The 23,835-nt window shown below is 42.7% G+C and carries 23 protein-coding genes and 1 riboswitch; of the genes, 15 read left to right on the top strand and 8 right to left on the bottom strand.

Annotation, left to right across the window (positions count from 1 at the left end):
* Positions 1–7: 7 nt before the first annotated feature.
* The gene (locus GC096_RS33545; RefSeq protein WP_171636658.1) at positions 8–940 is read right to left on the bottom strand and encodes an aldo/keto reductase; all 933 of its coding nucleotides are present in this window, start codon (positions 938–940) and stop codon (positions 8–10) included.
* Between the two features lie 282 nt (positions 941–1,222).
* On the opposite strand from GC096_RS33545, the gene GC096_RS33540 reads away from it, so the two are divergent.
* Positions 1,223–2,110, top strand: a complete 888-nt coding sequence (locus GC096_RS33540; protein WP_171636905.1) for a fructose bisphosphate aldolase — start codon at positions 1,223–1,225, stop codon at positions 2,108–2,110.
* Between the two features lie 301 nt (positions 2,111–2,411).
* Positions 2,412–2,807 carry a hypothetical protein gene (locus GC096_RS33535; protein WP_171636656.1) on the top strand — a complete coding sequence of 132 codons (396 nt, stop codon included), beginning with the start codon at positions 2,412–2,414 and terminating at the stop codon, positions 2,805–2,807.
* 13 nt (positions 2,808–2,820) lie between these two features.
* Here GC096_RS33535 and GC096_RS33530 read toward each other — a convergent pair whose 3' ends face one another.
* Positions 2,821–3,699 (bottom strand): LysR family transcriptional regulator, encoded by an 879-nt coding sequence (locus GC096_RS33530; RefSeq protein WP_171636654.1) that lies wholly within the window; start codon positions 3,697–3,699, stop codon positions 2,821–2,823.
* Positions 3,700–3,789: 90 nt separating this feature from the next.
* Here GC096_RS33530 and zwf point away from each other — a divergent pair, with 90 nt between their 5' ends.
* The 4 genes from zwf to gnd are packed head-to-tail and all read left to right on the top strand — an operon-like array spanning position 3,790 to position 9,447.
* The gene (gene zwf, locus GC096_RS33525; RefSeq protein ID WP_171636652.1) at positions 3,790–5,289 is read left to right on the top strand and encodes a glucose-6-phosphate dehydrogenase; all 1,500 of its coding nucleotides are present in this window, start codon (positions 3,790–3,792) and stop codon (positions 5,287–5,289) included.
* Entirely contained in the window at positions 5,273–7,267 is a 1,995-nt protein-coding gene (gene tkt, locus GC096_RS33520) for a transketolase (protein ID WP_171636651.1), read from the top strand. The genes zwf and tkt overlap by 17 nt, the downstream gene beginning before the upstream one ends.
* Before the next feature lie 56 nt (positions 7,268–7,323).
* Positions 7,324–7,992, top strand: a complete 669-nt coding sequence (gene fsa / locus GC096_RS33515) for a fructose-6-phosphate aldolase (RefSeq protein WP_171636650.1) — start codon at positions 7,324–7,326, stop codon at positions 7,990–7,992.
* Between the two features lie 33 nt (positions 7,993–8,025).
* Entirely contained in the window at positions 8,026–9,447 is a 1,422-nt protein-coding gene (gene gnd, locus GC096_RS33510) for an NADP-dependent phosphogluconate dehydrogenase (RefSeq protein WP_171636649.1), read from the top strand.
* Between the two features lie 144 nt (positions 9,448–9,591).
* On the opposite strand, the gene GC096_RS33505 is transcribed toward gnd, so the two are convergent.
* Positions 9,592–10,362, bottom strand: coding sequence for a class I SAM-dependent methyltransferase (locus tag GC096_RS33505; protein WP_171636648.1), 771 nt, complete (start codon positions 10,360–10,362; stop codon positions 9,592–9,594).
* Between the two features lie 275 nt (positions 10,363–10,637).
* Between GC096_RS33505 and GC096_RS33500 the strand changes: the two genes are divergently transcribed.
* The 5 genes from GC096_RS33500 (at position 10,638) to GC096_RS33480 (ending at position 14,845) form a co-directional block, all read left to right on the top strand.
* Positions 10,638–11,303 (top strand): cupin domain-containing protein, encoded by a 666-nt coding sequence (locus tag GC096_RS33500; RefSeq protein WP_171636647.1) that lies wholly within the window; start codon positions 10,638–10,640, stop codon positions 11,301–11,303.
* 270 nt (positions 11,304–11,573) lie between these two features.
* On the top strand, positions 11,574–12,143 hold the full coding sequence (locus tag GC096_RS33495; RefSeq protein ID WP_171636646.1) for an SF0329 family protein: 570 nt from the start codon (positions 11,574–11,576) through the stop codon (positions 12,141–12,143).
* Between the two features lie 263 nt (positions 12,144–12,406).
* Positions 12,407–12,991, top strand: coding sequence for an undecaprenyl-diphosphatase (locus GC096_RS33490; RefSeq protein ID WP_171636644.1), 585 nt, complete (start codon positions 12,407–12,409; stop codon positions 12,989–12,991).
* Positions 12,992–13,291: 300 nt separating this feature from the next.
* Positions 13,292–14,584 (top strand): polysaccharide deacetylase family protein, encoded by a 1,293-nt coding sequence (locus tag GC096_RS33485; protein WP_171636642.1) that lies wholly within the window; start codon positions 13,292–13,294, stop codon positions 14,582–14,584.
* Between the two features lie 3 nt (positions 14,585–14,587).
* Positions 14,588–14,845, top strand: a complete 258-nt coding sequence (locus GC096_RS33480; RefSeq protein WP_171636563.1) for a hypothetical protein — start codon at positions 14,588–14,590, stop codon at positions 14,843–14,845.
* Here GC096_RS33480 and GC096_RS33475 read toward each other — a convergent pair.
* Positions 14,835–15,248, bottom strand: coding sequence for a MerR family transcriptional regulator (locus GC096_RS33475; protein ID WP_171636640.1), 414 nt, complete (start codon positions 15,246–15,248; stop codon positions 14,835–14,837). The genes GC096_RS33480 and GC096_RS33475 overlap by 11 nt on opposite strands.
* Before the next feature lie 97 nt (positions 15,249–15,345).
* On the opposite strand from GC096_RS33475, the gene GC096_RS33470 reads away from it, so the two are divergent.
* Both GC096_RS33470 and GC096_RS33465 read left to right on the top strand, forming a co-directional pair.
* On the top strand, positions 15,346–16,176 hold the full coding sequence (locus GC096_RS33470; RefSeq protein ID WP_171636638.1) for an SDR family oxidoreductase: 831 nt from the start codon (positions 15,346–15,348) through the stop codon (positions 16,174–16,176).
* Positions 16,177–16,350: 174 nt separating this feature from the next.
* On the top strand, positions 16,351–17,262 hold the full coding sequence (locus GC096_RS33465) for a CapA family protein (RefSeq protein WP_171636637.1): 912 nt from the start codon (positions 16,351–16,353) through the stop codon (positions 17,260–17,262).
* A gap of 50 nt (positions 17,263–17,312) precedes the next feature.
* On the opposite strand, the gene GC096_RS33460 is transcribed toward GC096_RS33465, so the two are convergent.
* Positions 17,313–18,500, bottom strand: coding sequence for a chromate transporter (locus GC096_RS33460; RefSeq protein WP_171636636.1), 1,188 nt, complete (start codon positions 18,498–18,500; stop codon positions 17,313–17,315).
* A gap of 281 nt (positions 18,501–18,781) precedes the next feature.
* On the opposite strand from GC096_RS33460, the gene GC096_RS33455 reads away from it, so the two are divergent.
* Positions 18,782–19,486 carry a type 1 glutamine amidotransferase gene (locus GC096_RS33455; RefSeq protein ID WP_171636634.1) on the top strand — a complete coding sequence of 235 codons (705 nt, stop codon included), beginning with the start codon at positions 18,782–18,784 and terminating at the stop codon, positions 19,484–19,486.
* Positions 19,487–19,841: 355 nt separating this feature from the next.
* Here GC096_RS33455 and GC096_RS33450 read toward each other — a convergent pair whose 3' ends face one another.
* The 3 genes from GC096_RS33450 to GC096_RS33440 form a co-directional block, all read right to left on the bottom strand.
* Entirely contained in the window at positions 19,842–20,888 is a 1,047-nt protein-coding gene (locus tag GC096_RS33450; RefSeq protein WP_171636632.1) for a Rieske 2Fe-2S domain-containing protein, read from the bottom strand.
* A 101-nt stretch (positions 20,889–20,989) separates the two neighbouring features.
* A riboswitch (purine riboswitch) is annotated at positions 20,990–21,091 on the bottom strand.
* Between the two features lie 322 nt (positions 21,092–21,413).
* A complete protein-coding gene (locus tag GC096_RS33445; protein WP_171636630.1) occupies positions 21,414–21,776 on the bottom strand; it encodes a cupin domain-containing protein in 363 nt (120 codons plus the stop codon).
* A gap of 38 nt (positions 21,777–21,814) precedes the next feature.
* Positions 21,815–22,909: a Gfo/Idh/MocA family protein gene (locus GC096_RS33440; RefSeq protein WP_171636628.1), complete on the bottom strand. Its 1,095-nt coding sequence runs from the start codon at positions 22,907–22,909 to the stop codon at positions 21,815–21,817.
* A 169-nt stretch (positions 22,910–23,078) separates the two neighbouring features.
* On the opposite strand from GC096_RS33440, the gene GC096_RS33435 reads away from it, so the two are divergent.
* Complete coding sequence (locus GC096_RS33435) at positions 23,079–23,636, top strand: helix-turn-helix domain-containing protein (protein ID WP_171636626.1); 558 nt, start codon at positions 23,079–23,081, stop codon at positions 23,634–23,636.
* Positions 23,637–23,835 lie beyond the last annotated feature (199 nt).

Below are 23,835 nucleotides of genomic sequence, written 5' to 3'. Positions count from 1 at the left end.
AGAGCACCTATTTAAAAATATGATCAATTTCGTTGATTTCTTCTTTTGTCAGGTGGACGTCTAATGTTTTTAAATTATCCAGCACTTGCTCTGTTCTTTTTGCACCAGGAATGACAACATCAATTGAATCATGTGTTAAATACCAAGCAAGGACCACATGAGCAACTTCGGCATTTTTTTCATTTGCGATTATACGGAGCTGCTCTACCTTTTCTAAATTTATATTAAATTTACCGCCATGGAAGTGAGGCATATCTTTGCGAAAATCATTGAATGTCATATCCGAATTGTATTTGCCGGCCAGCAAGCCCGAAGCTAGTGGAAAGTATGGAATAAAAGAGATTTTATTCTCTGTCGTATAGGGAAAGAAATCTAGTTCCGCTTCACGCTGCAGCAAGTTGTAGTTTCCCTGTAATACATCAACATAGCCATCCTTATTGGCTTCTTTCAATTGTTCGAGTGAGAAGTTAGAAACGCCAATTGCTCTAATTTTACCTTCGTCTTTAAGCTGCTTTAAGACTCCAACCGCTTCATCCTTAGGTGTATCTTGATCTGGAAAATGAATATAAAATAAATCAATGTAATCTGTTTGCATCCTTTTCAAACTATCTTCAACAGCTTGTTTCAAAAAAAAAGGTGAATTATCCATGGCAAGATCATTGCCGACAAGTGTAAGGCCGGCTTTTGTTGCAAGGATGAGTTCATGACGGTTTCCTGCTTCTTTGATCACTTCACCTATTAGCTCCTCTGAACGTCCTATTCCATAAAAAAACGCTGTATCTAAAAAATTTACTCCATGGTTGATCGCAGCCCGCACCAAATCTTTGCCTACTTCTTCATTTAAATTAGGAAAAACATTATGCCCTCCCACAGCGCTTGATCCAAGCCCAATTGGATTGACAACTAAATCTGTTTTACCAATTCGTGTTAGTTTCGTCATTCTCTTCAACTCCCTCTCATTTTACCCAACTTTAGCCAGTATCCACATCATAATGCATTACGTTACGTAAGTTTCAAGCGCATAATAAAACATTTAGATTGGCCTATGACATAATGTAACGAAATTATGCACTATTAGTTGATCTGAGAATCGCATTAAAGCAATATGTCCCTCTGCCAATGGAAATAATACTTATTCTCAGCATTCTCGGCACTTTTTCCAATTTTGATCAATTTGATGTACAATGAATGAAAAAAAACGCATTCTTGGGAGGAATTGTACATGAATACGAAGCAATTGGAACGAATTCGCACTGGTCGAGGGTTCATCGCAGCGTTGGATCAAAGCGGAGGGAGTACACCGAAGGCGCTCCAGCAGTACGGCATCGAGCCGAGCCGTTATTCTGGCGACGAGGAGATGTTTGAGCTGGTGCATGAAATGAGGACGCGTATTATCAAGAACCCTGCGTTTGACGCGGAATACATCCTGGGATCTATACTGTTCGAGAACACCATGGACCGCAAGATCGATGGGCTGTTTACGACCGATTACTTGTGGGAGAAGAAAGGCATTGTACCTTTTTTGAAGATTGACAAGGGGCTGGCAGAATCAGACGGAGGCGTGCAGCTGCTAAAGCCAATTCCGGATCTGAAAGACTTGCTCCAGCGGGCGGTCGAGCGCAACGTCTTCGGAACTAAGATGCGTTCGGTCATTCACGAAGCGAATCCGGAAGGGATACACAAGGTAGTGCAGCAGCAGTTTGAGCTCGGCAAGCAAATTTGGTCCGCAGGACTTATCCCCATCATCGAGCCAGAAGTCGAAATTAACAGCTTCGACAAGGGGGAATCGGAACGGATTTTGAAAGATGAAATCTTCAAGCAGTTGTCCGCTCTTGCTCCCGATGTTACCATTATGCTTAAGCTCTCGATCCCAAGCGAGGACGATTTCTATCGTGATCTGATGGACGAGCCACACGTCGCTCGGGTCGTCGCACTGTCCGGGGGGTATGACCAGAAAGAAGCCAACGAACGGCTGGCCAGAAATCGCGGCTTGATCGCTAGCTTCTCCCGCGCATTGGCAGAAGGTTTGTATGATCAACAGTCGGACGAGCAGTTCAACGAGAAATTGACCCGTTCCATTAAGTCCATATATGAAGCGTCGATATCCTAGTGGAGCCAATGGTTCGGCTGTATGCATTGACGACCGAGGATGAAAGATAAAAAACGAAGCGAAGCACACGAAAAAATGTGCTAGCTTCGTTTTTTTGTCGAGTCACAAGAATATAGATCCATATGCTTGTCCCATTCACCGCATCTATGGCTATTGTCAAATATATTAATTACTTGTATACATCATTTTCGTACTATAGTGGAATTACGACAAAAAAGCATTTTTTACGGAAGGATACGCCTTCATTCATCTATAGAAGTAGTTCGCTATCCGTAGATCTATCTGAGAGGAGAGATTAAATATGATGCACTTTTATTTCTCAAATAAAGCTCATATTTTTTGGGATGATGTGATTGAAGCCGTTGTGATTCGATGGAACTCCTTAGCACAGGAAGAAGAGTTTCGCGTGCCTCTGAATAAACTGATTGAACTTGCAGTAATAAAAAAAGCGAAAAAAGTATTGATTGATAAAAGTCCTAGTATCGTTTTGGCAGAAGACGCTGTTTGGTTCTCCTCAGAGTGGTTGCCAAAACTGCTAAATGCGGGCATACAATACACCGCTACTGTGAGTCCTAATAATACGATTACTAGTGACGATATGAGACAATCTATTGAAAAAAATACAACTGAATTACGTTATCATGACTTTGAAGATATTCACAATGCAGTTGGTTGGTTATCAGAAATATCTGCGTGATGCGAGATTCCCTTTAGTGAACCATTTCAATAAATTTCTCGACCGCGCCTGAAATTGGCATGTTGCGCATAATCATAATCCCTACATGCGATGGTGGTATCGGAACATCTAATTGAATCTCGAAGAGTGTACCTTCTTCTAGTTCTTTGGATACAAATTCTCTGGTCACATAAGAAATTCCAAGTCCTTTGCGCGCTAACTCAATGAGTAGATCCACACTTCCAACCTCAATTTCGGGTTTGAGTTGATGACCATAACTTTGAAATACTTCCGTAATGGCCATTCTTGCCCGACTATTTCGTGAGAATAGAATGAGTGGATATTGAAGTAACATATCCAAAGATAGTACGACATTTTGAAGTTCGGAATACAGACTTCCTGCTACAAAGCAGTCTTGAAGCTGTAAGCTTTCCCTTACTTCAAGTTGGGGATCTGCAATTGGCATACGAACGACACCCAAATCAATTTCTCCCTCTTTTAAAAGAGCAATGATCTCTGGTGTTGTTCCGTGATTAAGATGAAGCCGAATGCTGGGATATTGTTTATGAAATTTTTCCAAGTATTGAAGAATGTAATGCTTAAACAGTGAATCGCTTCCGCCGATCCGTAGTTCGCCACTATCTAGATTTTTAAGCGCGGCCATTTGCTTTTCAGCTAGCGATATAAGAATTTGGGACTTCTCTATGTAGGAATATAGAACTTCACCTTCTTGAGTTAGCATTACGCCTTTGGAATTACGGTAAAACAATGTCATACCAAAGCTGTCTTCCAGTTGTTTAATGGCGTGGCTAACGCTTGGTTGGGTGAGGTATAAGACTTTAGCAGCCTGTGTTAAGCTACCGGTCTTCGCAGCCCAATAGAAAACTTTATACAATTCGTAATTATTGTTCATAAAATGGGGCGAGCTCCTAGATTGATTTAATGGACATATCAAACATTATAGTGGAGCAACGACAAAGAAACCAGTAAAGGAGCGATTAAATTGGAGCCAGCAACTTTTGTTTTGTTTGGAGCTACAGGTGATTTAGCCAAAAGAAAGATTTACCCAGCCTTATATCAATTGTACATCGATCAGAAACTACCTTCATCCTTTTCATTCATTGGTCTTGGAAGAAGGGAATTAACTCATACATCATTTCAGGCAAATGTAGAAAAATCCCTTCTTACTTTTTCCCGAAGTGATGTGAAAGATGCTGTTAGGATCAAAAAATTCCTGAATTCATTTCAGTATCATGTTCTAGATGTTGACCGTAAAGAAGATTACACAAAGCTGCTGAAGCTGGTTGAAGATCGGGAAGCTGAGCTTAACATAATGCCCAATCGCATGTTTTATTTGTCTGTAGGACCTGAATTCTTTGAGACAATTGCAACAAATATACATGAAAGCGGACTTGGATCAGCAAGCGGCTGGAAGCGGCTGGTAATCGAGAAGCCTTTCGGCCATGACTTGGAATCGGCAAGACAATTAAATCATACGTTGAACCAAGCATTTGATGAATCTGACATTTATCGAATTGATCATTATTTAGGCAAGCCTATGGTCCAGCAAATGGGTCAACTACTTCAGTCAACTCTTACGGAGCAGGATTTAAGAACACGTACGATTGCCAGTGTACAAATTTCCGCAATTGAAACCTTGGGTGTGGAGGAAAGAGCTGGCTACTACGATCATGCAGGCGCCATCCGCGATATGTTTCAGAATCATATGCTTCAATTATTAATGATGTTAACTATCGAGTTTCCGAAACGAAGTTCGGCAGATGAGGTTGTAAATCTTAAAAGTAAAATCATGAAGTCGTTAATGCCATTAAATAAAATTGATGTTACGCAACATGTGGTTCGTGGTCAATATGCTTCAGGAGTGATAAAAGAGGAGCAAGTTGTCGGTTATACCGATGAGGCTGGAATAGCTTTGGGTTCTCACAATGATACTTTCATCGCAGCTAGACTACGAGTCGATGATCCGTTCTGGAAGGACACGCCCATCTACATTCGTACAGGTAAGCGGCTGAAAGAGAAAGTGACGAGAATCGTTATCGAATTCACATCCGAGGGCCCAGTAAAAGATCTCTTGACCATAGAAATTGGTCCCGACGAAGGCATTACCTTTCTTAAAAGTCGATCGGATCTCGCGTTTTCAGACGTTGAAACATCGCTCAGAAGCCAACTAAGCTTCACGAAAAAAGAAGTAAACGTTAAAGATGCCTATGAAACACTCATTCATGATGCTTTACTTGGCGATAAAACCTACTTTGCCCATTGGAATGAAGTGGAACTGTCATGGGAATGGGTACAGCCTATTTTAGACGCTTATCAAGATAATCTGATCCCGCTTCATATCTACCCAGCAGGAACATACGGACCGCAAGAAGCTAATGAATTGCTGATGAAAGACGGCTTCCATTGGTGGTTCGATAATAGAAATGCATCAGATAACGATGCAACTAAAGGAGAGTTCAATATTTATGAATATACCAATTGATCAACTATCCGTGAACACGATTCGAACTTTATCGATCGATGCGATCAACAGAGCGAATTCGGGACATCCTGGACTGCCGATGGGAGCAGCCCCGATGGCCTATGCATTATGGGCAAAACATTTAAAACATAATCCATTCCACGCCAAATGGTTCAATCGCGATCGATTTGTTTTGTCCGCGGGACACGGCTCAGCACTTCTCTATAGTTTGCTGCATGTATCGGGGTATCAGGTGACGATAGATGATCTAAAACAATTTCGTAAGCTTGAAAGTAAAACGCCAGGCCATCCGGAATATGGGCATACAGATGGTGTTGACGCAACGACAGGTCCTTTAGGACAAGGGATTGCGATGGCTGTAGGGATGGCAATGGCTGAAGCGCATTTGGCCGCGAAATTTAACAAAGATACCTTCCCGGTCATTGACCATCATACGTATGCACTTGTTGGAGACGGCTGCCTGATGGAGGGTATCTCCTACGAGGCGATGTCGATGGCTGGGCATATGAAGCTAGATAAATTGATCGTTTTGTATGATTCCAATGATATTTCCTTAGATGGGGCTCTTAATGTTTCATATTCCGATCAGGCAAAGTTACGAGCAGAGTCTGCGAATTGGCAATACTTGCGAGTTGAGGATGGCAATGATATCGCTGAAATCACGAAAGCGATTGAACTAGCAAAGCAAGATACCACGAGACCTTCCTTAATCGAAATAAGAACGATCATTGGGTATGGAAGCCCTAAAGTTGCAGGAACAAATAAAGCACATGGTAATCCACTAGGGGCCGAAGAAGCCAAAGCGACAAAAGAATTCTATGGATGGCAGCATGATGAATTCACTGTTCCTGACGATGTTCAGGCTCACTTTGATCATTTGAAGCTTCTCGGACAGGCAAAAGAAGTTGAATGGAATCAACTGATCGTTTCCTATAAGACGTCGTATCCAGAGCTTGGACTAGAAATTGAAAATGCCATAGAAGGGAAAGTCCTGATTGAAGCTTCCGATATCCTAACATTTGATGATTCGAAAACCATTTCCACACGTGTTGCCAGTGGGAATGCGATTAATCATTTTTTGAAACATGTTCCTTCTTTGTTCGGTGGAAGCGCCGATTTATCGCATTCGACGATGACAGATATCATTGGAGAAAAAACTTTCGGTGCAGGCTCCTATGAAGGACGAAATGTATATTTCGGGGTACGTGAGCACGCGATGGGGGCGGCAGGTAACGGCATGGCCTTGCATGGCGGCGTTATCCCTTTTGTAAGTACCTTCTTCGTATTTAGTGATTATCTGCGACCATCTATTCGATTGGCTGCGTTGCAGAAACTGCCAATTATTTATGTATTCACGCATGATTCGATTGCAGTTGGCGAGGATGGCCCGACGCATGAGCCTGTCGAGCACTTGGCTGCTCTGAGGACGATTCCCGGCCTAACCGTGATTCGGCCGAGCGATGCCAACGAGACAGCGAGCGCATGGGCGTATGCTTTGCAGAACAAGAATGGGCCGGTAGCACTTGTGCTAAGTAGACAAAACCTTCCCGTTTACAGTGCAACGAAAGCAAATTTGGAAGAGGTGAAGAGGGGCGCCTACATTTTGACGGAAACCAACGATCGTCCAGATCTTATTCTGATCAGTACCGGATCCGAAGTTTCCTTGGCTGTGAATGCGAAACAAGAGTTAGAGAAGGATCATATATCTGTCAGAGTCGTAGCAATGCCTAGTATGGACATTTTTGAACGTCAGACAGCTGCTTATAAAGAAACCGTTCTTCCTGCTTCCGTCACCAAACGCGTATCCATTGAAGCTGGTATTTCAATGGGGTGGGAACGTTATGTTGGTCCGCAAGGGCAAATGATCGCGATTCAAACTTTTGGTGCATCGGGCTCAGGACCTGAGGTTATGGCATATTTCGGATTCTCCGTAGAGAACGTTGTTCGGGTATCGAAGGATCTTCTGAGTCATACGTAAAGAACCAACTGGATCACAGTTTAAAAACTAAATTAAATTTATGGAGGTAATTTATTATGAAACTTTTCATCGACAGCGCAAATGTAGCGGATATCAAAAAAGCATATAAAGTTGGAGTTCTGTCTGGAGTGACGACTAACCCATCCTTGGTAGCCAAAGAAGGCGTGAAATTCGAGGATCGCATCGAAGAAATTTTGAAATTAGTGCCTAAAGTCGAATCCGTTTCGGCTGAAGTTACACCGGAAGCAGAAACGGCTGAAGAAATGATTGCTCAAGCGGAAGAGCTTATCAAGATTAACAATTACGATAAGAACATTACAATTAAATTACCAATGACATTGGATGGCTTAGAAGCTTGCCGTTATTTAACCGATAAAGGTATCAAAACAAACGTGACTTTGATCTTCACCGTAAATCAAGCCTTATTGGCTGCTCGAGCTGGTGCTACCTATGTTTCGCCATTCTTGGGTCGTCTTGATGATATATCCGAAGACGGCGTACAACTCGTCGTCAAGATTGCGGAGCTATTCCGAGTTCATAACTTAGATGCACAAATCATCGCCGCATCCGTTCGTCATCCCGATCATGTCACACGTGTAGCCATGGCTGGCGCACATATTGCAACGGTGCCGTTCAGCGTCATTGAACAAATTTCCAAGCATCCCTTAACAGATCAAGGGCTTGAGAAATTCGCGGCAGATTGGAAAAAAGCAGTTAAAGGCTGATTAGACATTAGATCATTCGGGGAGGTACTAACAATGAGTAAACAGCAAATTGGCGTCGTTGGATTAGCCGTAATGGGGAAGAACTTAGCTTTGAATATTGAAAGTAAGGGCTTTTCGGTAGCTTTGTATAACCGTTCCCCTGAGAAAACGAAGGAGCTAGTTGAGGAAGCGCAAGGCAAGAATTTCATAGGCACATATAGTATGGAAGAATTTGTCCAAACGCTTGAAACGCCGCGTAAAATATTAATCATGGTAAAAGCGGGAAAACCAACAGATGATACTATTGATCAGCTTGTCCCTTACCTTAGTCCAGGGGATATACTCATCGATGGTGGCAATGCCTTTTTCCCTGATACACAAAGAAGAAATAAGGATCTACAAGCGAAAGGATTCCGCTTTATCGGTGCAGGTGTTTCAGGCGGAGAGGAAGGAGCCCTGAATGGTCCGGCGATTATGCCAGGCGGCCAAAAGGACGCGTATGAACTTGTTGAGCCTATCTTGACTGCAATTTCGGCAAAGGTGAATGGCGATCCGTGCTCGACGTATATCGGAGAAGATGGGGCTGGTCATTATGTCAAAATGGTACACAATGGGATCGAATACGGTGATATGCAGCTCATTGGCGAAGCGTATCACTTGCTCAAGGATGTACTGAACTTAACTACTAGTGAACTTCATGAGATTTTCACCGAATGGAACAATGGTGAGCTGGATAGTTATTTGATGGAAATCACGGCTGACATTTTCTCGAAGATAGATCCGGATACAGGCAAACCGATGGTAGATGTCATTCTCGATTCGGCCGGACAAAAAGGTACCGGAAAATGGACAAGTCAAAGTGCATTGGATTTAGGCGTTCCGTTGTCCATTATTACTGAATCCGTGTTCGCGCGGTTCATCTCGGCTATGAAAGAAGAACGCGTAGCGGCGAGCAAACGACTTAATGGCCCAGCGGTATCAAGCTTTGATGGAGAACCTAAGGCGTTCATCGAAGCCGTTCGCCAAGCTTTGTACGCCAGTAAAATTGCTTCCTATGCACAAGGCTTTGCCCAAATGAGAGCTGCTTCCGATGAATATAATTGGAATCTGAACTATGGCAGCATTGCGATGATTTTCCGCGGAGGCTGTATTATCCGTGCAAGATTTTTACAAAACATTAAAGACGCTTATGATCGGGATCCAGCTCTGAAAAACCTGTTATTAGATGGATATTTCGGTGAAATCGTTACTAACTATCAAGATGCTTGGAGAAAAGTAATTGCGATTGCCGTAACGAGAGGGATACCCATTCCAGGGTTTGCTTCCGCTTTAGCTTATTACGACAGCTATCGTACAGAGCGATTGCCGGCTAATTTGCTACAAGCACAAAGAGATTATTTTGGCGCGCATACGTTCGAGCGAGTTGATAAAGAGGGAAGTTTTCATTTTCAATGGATGGAAAATAACGAAGAATAAATTCAAGGCTTAAATCACAACTAAATGTTTAGCCGCGTATTTGGTAGGAGGGAATCATACCAAATACGCGGCTTTTTGTTATACAACTTAAGCACTGAGAATGACTTGATTCACCAACCTCGCGGAGTACATCAACTAGTCGAATTATGCCTTCCGTGCTTTCAACATCATGTAGCTTCCCTCGAAGCTGAGTAGTTTGCCGTTCTCGCTACGGACCTTAAGCTGCTGCTGATCCGCTTCTGGCAAGTTTAGCATATCGGACTCCAATTCTTGCTTGACCTGCTCGGAGACATTCATTCGGGCACACCAAGAAGCAAATTCGAACGGCTTGCCAGTCTGAATCAGCTGTTCCACACGGAATCCGGTTAGCTCGATGCGACGAATCCACTCTGTTTTTTTCCAAGCACGAAAGTGGCTAGGATCCCGTCGTTGTTCAATATCATTATAGAGAGTGTCGATTCGATCCAATTCCGGAGCAATGTTGTCCATTAGAATAAAGACTCCGCCGCTCTTCAATACGCGCCAAGCTTCCTCTACGAACCGGTCGGGATCAGGGAAGTGATGGGCGGCGATGCGGCAGCTGACCATATCGAATTGTTCTTGGGCAAAGGGAAGATTCTCCGCGTCCCCAACTACGTACTTGATATTCGTGCAGCCCTTCCCGGTAAGGAATGCTTCCGCTTCTTGCAGCATCTCGGTCGTAATATCCAGCGTGGTCACTTCACTGACAAAGGGGGCTATCGCAAGTGTACAATGTCCGGCTCCTGTTGCGATATCGAGCGCCTGTTCAGCATTCTCCCATTGAGCCCACTCGATTAATGTTTTCAAATCTTGACCGGATGCATGATTTGGGCTATCGACATAATGAGAAGCGTTTGCTCCAAATTGGGCTTTCACCTGTTCCTTCGTATCCATTTCATCACTCCTCAAATGTTTCATTGTATGAAACTGAGTTTCAAAAAGCGAACCTACAATGCAAACATACCATGCTTACTAATTCTTGTAAAGAAGAGAGGCCGGCAGAGGGATTCATTAGGAGCCATGTTCGTAATTGAAAGTTTTCTTTGCAAGAAATCAAACAACTTCAGTTAATGACTAACGCCTATCCAATCGTCAATGCATTAGTCATGGCAATGAATGCAGTGGAATACGCTAAATAAAGATAAAACCACAATTGGGAGGCTGAGCGAATGGCTGTATCCTATATGGATTTCACTTCTCCAAACGTACAATATTTCTACGATCTGAAGAACAATCGTACATTCACAAAGGATGCGAACAATTTCATTAACGCCCTGAGTATTCAGCAGCTGAATACACTGGGCAACGTATCCCTACTCGACATCTACTTATCTAAAGCGAATGTGGTCGAGCCGCATATACATCAGAACGCTTCTGAGCTGGTCTATTGTATTCGGGGAGCAGCTATCGTGTCGATTCTGAATCCATTTACCAAAACCGTGCTTAATTACAATATAACGCCTGGTCAGGTGACTAATATTCCCCAGGGATGGTTCCACTGGGAGATGGCTACGGAAGACGATACGCATCTGCTTGCGATCTTCGACGCGCCAGTACCGGAATTCATTGCAGTATCTGACTTCCTTAGGCTGGCACCGAGAAACATGCTTGCTCACACGTACTGTCTAGATCAAGAGACGGTGACACAGGCGTTAGCACCGATCAAGAGCACGACTACGATCGGTCCGCCGGCCGATTGCGTTCATCATCGTCAGACACGGCCTGATAGCTTTCCACCAAAAGTGGAGCAACATTTGCAAGTCTCCTATCCGGTATATGGTGCGCGGCAATCTGCTTATCCCGGCATTGGCAACGGCTACAATCAGCAGGGTTAGTTCTGTGATTATTAGGTGGGGCAGACCGCCGATGCGATCTGTTTTCTATTTAACTATCGGCGTAAAATAGTTGTATATTATAAGGGCTGCCATGTGGCAGTCCTTTTCTACGTGAATAGCGTGTCCTACGAGTTCTAGTACATTCTCAAACTTAGAAGAGGGAGGATTGGATTTAAGGTTGTATTTGATCGTTGAGTTGGTTATTGTATTATGGATATTAGAACGAGTAAATCGATGGTTGATTTATTAATTAAAACATAGGAGGAAAACATGGCCTGGAGCAAATTGAAACAACAACTGGAGAGCTTTCTCAGTCCAGCGCTATTTGGAAAGGTCGAATACCTTTCAACGAGCTACCGCTATTTACCAGATAAAGCAGGACTTTGTTATATTGCCGTAGATAAAAAGAACGTACTCAACATGAGTAATACCTTAATCAGATGGTATCAGACAGAGTTGGAAATTAAGAATGATTCAGATATCCAGATTCCTATTAACAATGAAGAAATCGAAGCGGTTAGAAAAGATACCAAAGGGAGTGTTCCGGAGGATCGTTTAAAAGTAATTGCAAGAAGTAGAAAAATAACGGAATATGCAAAAGAGCTTTTGTCAGCACAGTCATCATTAAGTAAATCAAATTTCGTCGTCATAGCTAACAAGTTTTTATCCAGTTCAATAGAGGAAAGTATAGAGAGCAATGATATCTTATTGAATATTCTAGCTTTGGTTGACAGACGAGTTGGTAAAAAGCGAATTTTAAATATGACCGAGAAGATGAAGTTAAAGCATCCAATTGTACAGTATTTCTTTGAACTACGTCTTCGTACATATGAAAATTAATAGCAATTAGAAGCCATGCAGCGTTTTCGATCGCCTGTCAAACATTTCGCGCCGCAATACTTGGATCCAAGCCTCAAAGACTATATTGAAATAATTTTGGGGGCATTAAACAAGCAAAAAGAAGATTAAAGCTGAAAAAAATCAGGACATTCCTAGGGATGTCCTGATTTTTTTTGAATCCCAAACACAGTTTCCTCATCAGTTTTTAATCTTGCTTTAGTAAGCTTGCAACCAGATTAAAATAATGATTGAAGGAGTTACTTATGAATTTAGCTCAATTAGACTACCAATGGTTTCAAACGATTAATCACTTTGCCGATAGGTTTTCAGCTTTGAATCCTATGGTCGCATTTTTTGCCAACAATTTGGATTATGTATTTTACTTAGGTGTTATTGTTTATTGGTTTATTCGAACCCCGGATAATCGGAAAATGGTAGTGAATACGCTCCTTTCAGCCGGCATAGCATTAGGAGTCAATAACATTATTGGTGCGATTTATCATCGGGATCGTCCGTTCGTGGCTCATCATGTTATCCAATTAGTTCAACACGATGCATCGGCATCTTTTCCCAGTAATCATGCAGCTGCAGCTTTTGCGGTAGCTTCCTCCATTTGGCTTTGGCGCCGAAAAGAAGGACGGATTTGGTTCGTTCTTGCCGCGGTCATCGGATTTTCCCGGATATGGTCTGGGATTCACTATCCATTGGATATAGTAGGAGGCGCGATTTCTGGTATTATCATAGGAATCGTCGTTAATAAGACGATGCGTCAGCGAGTGTTGGAAGAGTTTTCGTTCTCCTTCATCCGTCTTTATGAATTCATTGAACATAAGGTATGGAAACCTTAACAGACTAACTTAAGAATAACTTAATAATTAGTCCATAGATTAGCCCATAATAATTTAAATATAATATTCATTATGATGAAATTAATTTTCGAAATATTTGTAATATCCAAGTACCAGGCAGTGTAAACTAACATAATGCAACTTATTTTTCTGAAAGGTATTGCATTTATCAGTTATCGTATCATTGATCTCATAAACCAAATTCGTCAATTTGTAGAATGCTTAACGAATCGTAACTGAATTCTCTCTAGAAAGTATGTGATTGGCTTGCAACCATTGTTATGGAGCATTTTCTTAGTATTGCTTCTATATACAATTTTGCCTACTCTAACAGTTCGTTTACTTGGTTTATGGGTGTACAAAAAGAAAGTGGCCAGAGACGGTATAGCTTTAACCTTTGACGATGGTCCTGATCCAGATTTTACACCGCAATTGTTGGATATTCTCTCCAAATATCAGATCATAGCAACTTTCTTTGTACTTGGGTCTAAAGCAGAAAAGTATCCAGAGCTCATCCAACGTATTCACCACGAAGGTCATCTGATTGGCATTCATAATTATGTCCATTGGACGAATGCATGTATGACGCCACAAAAAGTTCGAAAACAATTGAAAGATTCTGTAGCGGCGATTGAGAACATTATTGGGGTAACACCGATATATTATCGTCCTCCTTGGGGTATTATTAATGTCTTTGATTTATTTCTAGTACATCGATTTCGTTTGGTCTTCTGGTCATTAATGGTCACAGATTGGAGAAGTCATGGAGGCACTGAGCGAATAAAATCAAAGTTACTAGCCAAACTACAATCCAATCAAATTATCGTGCTTCATGACAGTGGGCAGACTTTTGGGGCGAATAGAGATGCTCCTCATTATATGTTGGATGCCCTCGATGCTTTCCTTGAAATCTGCACACTGCGAAGGGTTACCTTTCTACGCATAGATACCTATTTACATTTACTTCAATTTAAAAAGCGAGCACCTAGTCGGCGTACAAAGAAATTTCTCATTTTCATCTGGTTAAAATGGGAGCGTGTTTTCCATTGGCTATTCAATATTCGGCCAATTGACGTGGATAATCAAATTTTCTATAGCCGTGTACGCAAATATCACGGGAAAACGATCCAATTGGGAAGTGGGGAAGAGCTGAATTCCGGAGATCTGGTTATTGAACTTCATTTTAATAATGAGAAACTACATCAACTGATTACCGAATCTGACTCTATGTTTCAACTTGCTGTACAAATGAAACAAGCTGTAAAGAGCTTTATGCCCACGCTCACACAACATGTTCATTTCATACCTGAAAAGGTTAAAGCGATTTACGGAATCACTATGATACATAGAGGTTCTAAACAATTAGGTTTTACCTTGACAGAACTACCAAAAGGTATATTTAGCAGAGTTACACAGTTTTATTTAAAGTTGTTACTATGCCTTCTGCATCCAAACGGAAGAGATCGATTAAAAATGAAAAGTGAACTATTGTCTCCGAGAATTGCCACTATTTCTACACAGGAGCTCTGTAAGAAGTACGCGGTTTCTGTGGAACTAATAGCAATCTCGGAACATGCGGTTCCGATTAGTTAGGTGATGAGTACGATACTCAAAGATCGAACGACTCTCATCATCGCGCATCGACTAAGCACCATTCGGCATGCGGACCGTATTCTCGTATTGGGTCAGGGGGTTATTGCGGAGTCAGGTACCCATGAGCAGCTAATCCTGGAAAAAGGTCTTTATTACATGCTTGTTAGTCAGCCGTTAGAATACGCGGAACTGAAAATGAGGCTCTTTGTGACGGAACTTACGTCCAAAGAGCTTTTTTACGATTCCCCGGCTAGTTGTTAATTCTAAGACGTAATTCCGCCATCATTGCCTCAGCTTGCTGTGGATCTTCATTCAGCAGCTTCCTATATGTCAGCATCCAATTCAGCGTTATAAGCATATGATCGTATTCGTCTTTCTTGCGTTCGATCTCATTGATCTTCTGAAGAATCCATTCTATTACTTCTTGGTTCGTGCGTTCGTTCGTATCGTGATCCTGCAAGATTGTCTTCAGCTCAGCTAACGAGCAGCCGATGCCTTGAAATTTTTTAATCAGCTTTAACCGATCAATTGCTTCGTCTGAGTAGTTGCGGTAATTATTCTTCTCTCGCTGAATATGCCTGCTATCTAGCAAGCCTTCCTTCTCATAAAAACGAATGGTGTGGGGTGTTAAACCCATCAAGTCTCCTAATTCTTGAATTTTCATATGAAAATATGCCTCCTAACGCTTGCCTTAGAGTGTACTTCATAGTTTAGACTAGAGTCATATCTTCGTCAAATGCTTAAGGAGGCGTAAAACAATTATGCGTATATTCGTTACAGGTGCAGCAGGTTATATTGGTACAGCTGTTGTCCGCGAACTTATTGGTGCGGGACATCAGGTTGTTGGTTTGACTCGTTCAGAGAGTGGTGCACACCTATTAGAAAGTTTGGGAGCTGAGGTGGCTCATGGTGTTTTAGAGGATCTGGATTTACTGCGCAGCAATGCTGTAACTTCAGACGGAGTTATTCATCTGGCATTTAACCACGATTTCTCTAATTTCGCCGGATCACTAGCAACTGATCTTCGCGCCATCGAAGCATTGGGAGAGGGGCTTGTTGGCTCCAATAAACCACTAGTTATCACAGCTCATGCTAATGGCAAAGCATCGGAGGATGCAGCACTCGCATTTAAAGAACAAGGCGTGAGAGCATCGATCGTCTCGCTTGCACCTTCCGTTCATGGAGAAGGGGATAAAGGTTTTGTTCCGCAATTAATCCGGATCGCCAAGGAAAGAGGCTCTTCGGCATACATCGGAGACGGCACCAACCGTTGGCCAGCGATACATCGTTTGGATGCGGCAGTTTTGTTCAGACTCGCTGTAGAATCTGCGCCTGCAGGCTCACGACTGGATGGCGTGGACGATAAAGGCATTCCATTCAGCGACATTGCCAAGGTCATCGGTCGTCACCTGGATGTGCCGGTAGTCAGCATCCCGCCTGAAGAGGCACAAGCTGTCTTCGGTTTTCTAGGCATGGTCGCGTCACTTGACTTAGCAAGATCAAGTGAAGGGACGAAAGAGCTGCTCGGCTGGAAGCCTATCCAACTTGGACTGCTCGCAGATCTAGAGCAAGGACATTATTTCACAAAATAGCGTTAACTGTAAGGAAATTGAAAGTTGAAATTGTCATCCAAACCATGGGCATTACATGGCGCAAAAGCTCAAGCCGATCCAGGCTTGGGCTTTTTGGCCGTACCGAGGGTGCCCAACTTACAAGCATTTTGCTTTTCTATCGCATAAGGTGTAATCATGAAAGGAGTGGCTGGATTGATAAAAATTACAATCGCAGCAGTCGGGGATTTGTTGATGAAAAAGCAGATGATCGCCTCGGCCGCACGTGAAGGCGGATTCGTCCCTATATTTTCAAAAGTGAAACCCTATCTGCGGAAATCCGATTTAACTATAGGCAATCTGGAGACGACCTTCTCCGGCAACAATTTCCGCGAAGAGCCCGGAAAACTGTTGTTCAACTCCCCGGACAAATTCGCTGCTGCGCTCCGGAACTTGGGCTTCGATGTATTAGGCACAGCCAATAACCATTGTATGGACGGGAAACTATCCGGTTTGAGGCGGACATTAAACGTCCTCGATCGACACGGTCTGCGACATACGGGCACGTATCGTTCCGCTCGGGAAGCCCGCCAGAAACTGATAGTTAACGTAAAGGGAATAAAAATTGGAATATTGGCTTATACGAAAGGAACGAACGGGATCTCAGTCCCGGAGCCCAGGTTAGTCAATCGGTTAGATCAGAAAAAAATAATAGCGGACGTTCGCAGCTTGAAGAATAGAACAGATTTTATTATCGCCTGCCTACATTTCGGGAAAGAATTTCGTACTTATCCCGACCGCAACCAAATCCAGCTCATGCAGGTGTTGTTTAATAATGGTGTGAATGTCGTGTTGGGAGCGCATCCACATGTGCTGCATCCGATAAGAATGTTTAAGGTGAAGGACATCGACGGACTCACTAGAAATCGGGTAGCCGCGTCCTCTCTAGGGAATTTCGTTTCCACCGAAATTCCCCGGCATACCGCTAGACTGCGAGGAACAATCTTGATGCTAACCTTAACGAAAAATGCAAAAGGGATAACGGATGTGTCGAAAATATCATCTGTGCCAACCCGCATTTTGCAAAATGTGGGGAAGAAAAACGTATATCGGGTTGTGCCGAATTGATGCTTGCACAAAGAGGTAAGGGGAATATCCCCTTACCTCTTGATGTTTTTTCAACTAACAAGAATTCCTCCTATTGCACCAGCGATCACAATAACCCATGGAGGTAATTTCCAAAATACGAGCAAAATAAATAAAATAGCAGCTAAAGCAAAGTCTGCAGGGTGTAAGATTGCTGATGTCCAGATTGGGTTATAGAAGGCTGCAAGTAAAATTCCGACGACAGTCGCGTTAATTCCTGTTAAAGCACCTTGGATTTTGGGATTGCTGCGGAGAACATTCCAAAAGGGCAGTGTACCGATAACCAATAAGTATGCTGGAAGAAAAATAGCGAAAGTTGCAATCACAGCTCCAAAAATCCCACCATTAATAGCTCCCAAATAGGAAGCAAATGTGAACAGAGGTCCTGGTACCGCTTGAGTGATCCCATATCCAGATAAGAAGTTTTCTTCACTTACCCAACCTGTTGGTACCATCTCTCGTTCTAATAGAGGTAAAACCACGTGGCCCCCGCCAAATACGAGGGATCCAGATCTATAAAAACTATCAAATAATTCCATCCAGTGCTGAGAAGTTATTCCCCTCAGAATAGGCAGACCAACTAGGATGGCCAAGAACAAAGCTATACAGATCATACCTAAAGTGCGGCTAACTGGGATTTGAAGCGCTGTGCGTTCCATATCAGTTTTTTCTTGGTAAAGAAGTAATCCAATTAAAGCTGCTAGAGCAATTAGTACGATTTGAGAAATTGTAGTTTGCCAAATCAGGGTGATAGTTGCACTAACTATGGCTATTGTCACTCGTTTCCGATCTGGAGTAAGTTTTTGACCCATCCCTAAAATGGCTTGTGCAACGATAGCTACTGCGACTATCTTTAAACCGTGAATCCATCCAACATTTCCAATATCGAAGCCTTTCATAACGAAAGCAAACAGAACTAATGCTATCACTGATGGCATTGTGAACCCAAACCAGGCTATGAATCCGCCTAAAAGACCTGCGCGAATAGTACCAATCCCTATCCCGACTTGACTGCTAGCGGGTCCGGGTAAGAACTGACAGAGTGCAACTAAGTCTGCAAAGCTACGTTCATCCAACCACTTTTTTCTCCGAACATATTCGTCATGGAAATAACCTAGGTGGGCCACAGGGCCACCAAAAGATGTTATACCCAACTTCAGAGACACCCATAATACTTCGAGAATTGACTGCAATCTAACATGTTTTTTTGATTGATCCATTACTTTCATTTCTCTCCTGACCTACATACTTTATATGAAATAATAACCTGCTGAAAACGTAAACTTTGCTTGTAAAACATAATCCTAAAATTAACTCATTATAGCATCCACGCTTTTTTGAAATATCAAGAAGAAATAAATTATTTGTAAACCACTTTAATATATATTGAATATAAATAGATTGATTTAGATATAATTGGAGGGGATAATAGAGGTGAAAAAATACCTAAGATACGTCGGGTAATATAGCACATGTGAATAAAGAAGGAGAAGTGAATAAGATGCGAATTCATTGTATTCAACATGTCCCTTTCGAAAACCCTGGAGCAATCCTGAATTGGTCTGAAAAACAAGGGCATGAGCTTTTGGTCACACGAATATTTGCTGGAGAAAGGTTGCATGCGATAGAAACATGGGATTGGCTTTTTGTTCTTGGTGGGCCAATGAGCGTCCATGATGAAAATGAGTATCCATGGTTGAACGAGGAAAAACGTTACATCAAGGAAGTTATTCAGACAGAAAAAACGGTCGTAGGAATCTGTTTAGGTGCTCAATTAATTGCCCATGTACTTGGTGCTAAGGTATTCCCAAATGAACAAAAGGAGATCGGGTGGTTTCCGATTCAGTGGACACAAGCGAGCATTGAACTACCCTTATTCCCTAATCCATCTTCAGAATCTGTTGTATTTCACTGGCATGGAGAAACGTTCGACTTACCCGATCGAGCTCAGTTGCTTGCATCCAGTGCTGCATGTAAAAATCAGGCCTTCATTTATGAGAAATCCGTTATCGGACTTCAGTTTCATTTGGAAATGATGCAGAGAAATGTCCAGCTTATCATCGAGCACTGTGGGGAAGAGATCTCAGTTGCGCCGTATATCCAAAGTGAAAAAGAGATGCTGAATGCTCCGCTGCAATTGGAACGATCGAACATGCTTCTGTATGGATTTCTAGATCAACTTGAACAACAATACAGACATTCTTAATACATACTAGCAATAATAAAAAAGCGGCAACTCCAACGAGGAGAAACCTGCTTTTTTGATGATTTTTTGTACGTTTTTATTGAAAGCGTATTAAAAATAGCATAAGCCTCCGGAAATTTCATCTAGTTGATTCCATTCCGGATTACGTCTACTCTGGTGAACCATTGCATCCAATCCGACGGAACTTGGATCCAGAATGTCGAGCAAACAATGATCGAGTCGAGGAGTTAGAAGAGATCGTCAAAGTAGTATAAATGAACTTCTCATTCAGTTAAAATAAGAAAAACATCCTTCTACAATGCGCCCAAAAAAGCAAAAGACACTCAAGTAGCCGCCTTTTGCTTTTTAGATTTTATTATGAGGTATAATTGCGTCCTAATCCAAGTTCGGTCAAGAGCTGTCGGTAAGCAATAGATGTCCGATCTGCAGGTATATGTGCTTCAGCCATCAGGTCTAGAGGCAAATCCTCAGGCGTCTGTGCTTCCACCATTTCTCTGTCTTCTTGAAATACTTGTAAATTGAACTTTATTGTATCTTCCACAGGCACGTTTTTATCGAAATTTCTTGAGAATGGGGAGAATAGGCGGGTGTATCTTGCTGAAACAGGTGAGGCGCAATTCAGAATTGTCAACTTTTCATCATTTGGAAAGTGAACCGTTAGTGACGCAGCAAAAGGTGCGAAAACCCGGAAAGCGCGGAGCCACATAAAACCATCCGGAGCTGGATTCTCTTGACCATTGCCATAGTTGCTAACGGTACTCCAATAGTCTGCGTATAGCGTATTTCCTTCCCTGGTCACCTTATACTGCGGAACTTCTGTGTTATTGCGGTCCCCAAATGTCTCCGTGTGCACAAAAGCAAAATGTGAAACGTCAAGAAAGCCTTCTAATTGACGTCCTGCCGATCCAGCGATATCGAAGCTAGGCGGCAAGACATTCAAGTAGTCTGGATCATCCCAGCCAGAGAAGTCAGGAATATTCACATCAGTTCCTGCGAGTGAAGTCCAGATCAATCCATACTTTTCAATGGAGGGGTAGGTGATTAATTTGAGCTTAGGCGAGATTTTAGAGTCAGGATGTGCAGGGACCGCGGTACAGACACCATCATAAGTATAGCGAAAGCCGTGATAGGGGCATACAATTTCATCGCCATCTATCCAGCCTTTGCTAAGCGGAGCACCGCGATGGAAGCAGAGATCGCGAGCAATGACCACTTGACCGCGGCTGCGGTAACAAACTAATTTCACATCGAGAAGCTTAACTGAGATCGGCTTATCCTTGATTTCTTCCGCAATCGCAACCGGATACCAATAGTGGGATAGAACGTGCCAGTCGGATGGTGAAAATGTACAATCACGAGGTAGTTGAACTTGTGAATCGGTAACATTACTGGAAATAGTCATTCTAAACACTCCTTTAAGTTGAGTTAAACGCAAAAATCCCCAGGCTTCAGAGGCACAACATAAAGTAACCCTTTTGCGTCTCGAAAAATGAAACGGTAGGATTTCTTTTTGTGGCCTCTTGTAGCCTGGGGCAATTACGGTTGCCTGGTCGAGACGCTCACTCCAATTAATGAGCTTATACAAGAGTAATTGTGTTACATTATATAACGCGTATTGATTATTTTTATTATAGAAAGGATCGAATTAATTGTCAATGTAATAATATATAACATTCAACTCCAGTATTTCTCTATGATCGCATCACGACCCGAACATATTCGGGATTCTTTATAATATTTCGGATCTTTCTTATGGTAATTCTAGCGGTACTCTTCAGCAGGATAAAACACAGAAGCTTCCTCTATCCCGTCTGCCCAATCTGCAGTATCCGTCGTAACCAATAGATGATTTATAAAGAAGAGGCTTTCCCAATAGATTGATAATTGGGAGAGCCTCTTTAGTGATGCAACATCAGATGTAACTAGGTTATTCCCCAATCGTCTGGCGATCCGGAGCGGAATAGGCGATAATCATACGGCATGGTTCCCAGCTTGTTGTCGTTGCATTGTGAGATACATTACGTGGAATACGCAGCAGCATACCTGGTTCCAAATGGATAATTTCATTGCCTAAGCTATGATCGCATTCGCCAGACAAAACGAAAATATATTCCTCACAGTTCGGATGTATGTGTCGCGGATTGGATTGTCCTGCGTGGATATAGACCATGCCGAACGTCATTTCGCATTCTGAGTCAATTTCTTGACCGCACAGCCACTGGATTTTCCCCCAGTTTTCATGAATTAAGTGTTCAGGGTCCTGTTTCCGTAAGTCCATCACGGTTGCCATATGATCCATCTCCTTTACATGAGTATTATGCATGAAGTTTATCTTTCATTGATCGTTGCAAGTGTGTCCTCCGGTGTTGTTCGATAAGCTTCGAACAACTTCGAAATTTCCAGGGATGCTTCCAATGTCCCTTTTTGCGGCGGTTGTCCAGACAGGATGCTTTCACAAAAGTGAAGCACTTCCGGAACGTAACCAAGCATAAATATGTTCTTGTTATATAATTGCCCTAATGAAAATTCAGGTTCCCAATAAAGCGGTGCCTCATCGTCCTCAACCAGGTAAGAAGCGGTTCTTCCATACGGTCTGGCGCTTTTCGTTTTGCGATAATAGGTCAATTTCACGCCATTCTCCAGAACTACGTTGGCTCCTTGGCCGATGACCTCAAGCCGTTCGAGCGGACTGCTGCCAGCAATGCCGGAAGCCATATGCAACGTGCCTATCGCACCAGATAAGAAGCGAAGATTAGTCACTGAGCTGCCATTTAGAGGCTCCCATTGATACGATAGCGTACCAATTCGGCCCATCAAATAATGAAGAATAGAACCGGGATGATAGATGTGATCCAAGAGGCTTGTTACGTTTTTGAGGTCGGCGCGCTTGGAAAAAGGCGGCATCGATTGTGGATATTTGATGGAGATCGATGTCGGTGTGCCGAATTCAGGAGAGCTGATGATTTGTTTAACTTTCTCGACGCCTGGAAAAAACTGTTTCTTTAGTCCCGTCATCACGAAATGTCCACTTTCCCTGCTTGCTTGAATCAGCTGATGCACCTCGTCACTGCTAGCAGCTGTAGGCTTTTCCATCCACACGTGAATGCCGGCACGCAAAGCGTCCATTGCCATATCGGTCGCTTGTACACGTCCATCTGGCGTATAGCTTGTAACGATAAAGACGGCGTCCGGTTTCTCCTTTGCGAACATTTGCTTATAATCGGTGTAAGTAGCATTCGCACCAAATTGACGCGCATAAGCCATTGCCCGATCCCCATTGGTGTCACATATGGCGACCAAATCTACCGGAGCGTATTGAAGAGTAGGGTAAATGTTCCGGAACGAGTGTCCACCTGCCCCGATAAAACAAATGCGCAGCTTTTGCTCAAATTCGAAGTTATATTGCACGGGTGATAAATTCATCGCACTCTCTCCGATCATTTAACATAATATCGTATTGTTCAACTAGGTTGAATCAACGTAATTATATATCCACCTAAACAATGTGGCAATAGCAATATTGGCTTTTCAACCAAGTTGAATTATATTATATTTATACTTACACAATTCGAATATGCTAAAGAGGGTAGCCATGTTAGGGAAAAGGATCCGAGTCATTCGGAAAGAACAAAGACGCACACAAGAAGAAATCGCAAAGGTGTGCGGCTTTACCAAGAGTCTGCTTTCGAAGATTGAAAGCGGTCAAACGATGCCAGCAGTGGCAACACTAATGAAAATCGCGAATGCCCTAGGTGTGAAGGTGTCCGATTTGCTAGATGAAGAAGCACCGAACGAAACCGTATGGACGTGTGCCAATCAATACCAGGACGAAACGAAGTGGATTCAAACGGATAAAGGGTATTCTTTTTTTGCTTTTGCCATCGGACGAAGAAATAAGATCATGCAGCCCTATCTCTTCATCGCGAAACAAGGAGAAGTGAAGAAACACCTGTTCTCACATGAAGGCGAGGAGTTCATTTATGTGCTTTCGGGTTCAATGCGCTACAAAGTTGGAAACACGGACTATGTGATGAACGAGGGGGACGGCATCTATTTCAACTCCATGGAAGAGCACACCGTTACGCCTATATCTGAGCAAGTGAAGTACTTAGCTGTTTTTACCGAAATGAATGCCAATGAGAAGGCATGACCCAACATCCATCACCTAATAAGGTTGTGGATGTTTTCTTTTCATGCAGCATGACATCAAAGGATAAGCGATCGTCAAAAGCGATAATTTACAGTGAACCCTGTGATGATTACGATAGAAGTAGACGGAGGTGATCGTCGGCACGAGAGAAGCAACGGCGAAAATTGCAGGATTCGCCAGATGATCGAAAACGAAGGAG

The organism is Paenibacillus plantarum (genome assembly GCF_013141695.1).
GTDB lineage: Bacteria > Bacillota > Bacilli > Paenibacillales > NBRC-103111 > Paenibacillus_E > Paenibacillus_E plantarum.
The sequence above is the reverse complement of the archived record's forward strand: the minus strand, read 5'-3'. Positions and strand labels throughout refer to the sequence as shown.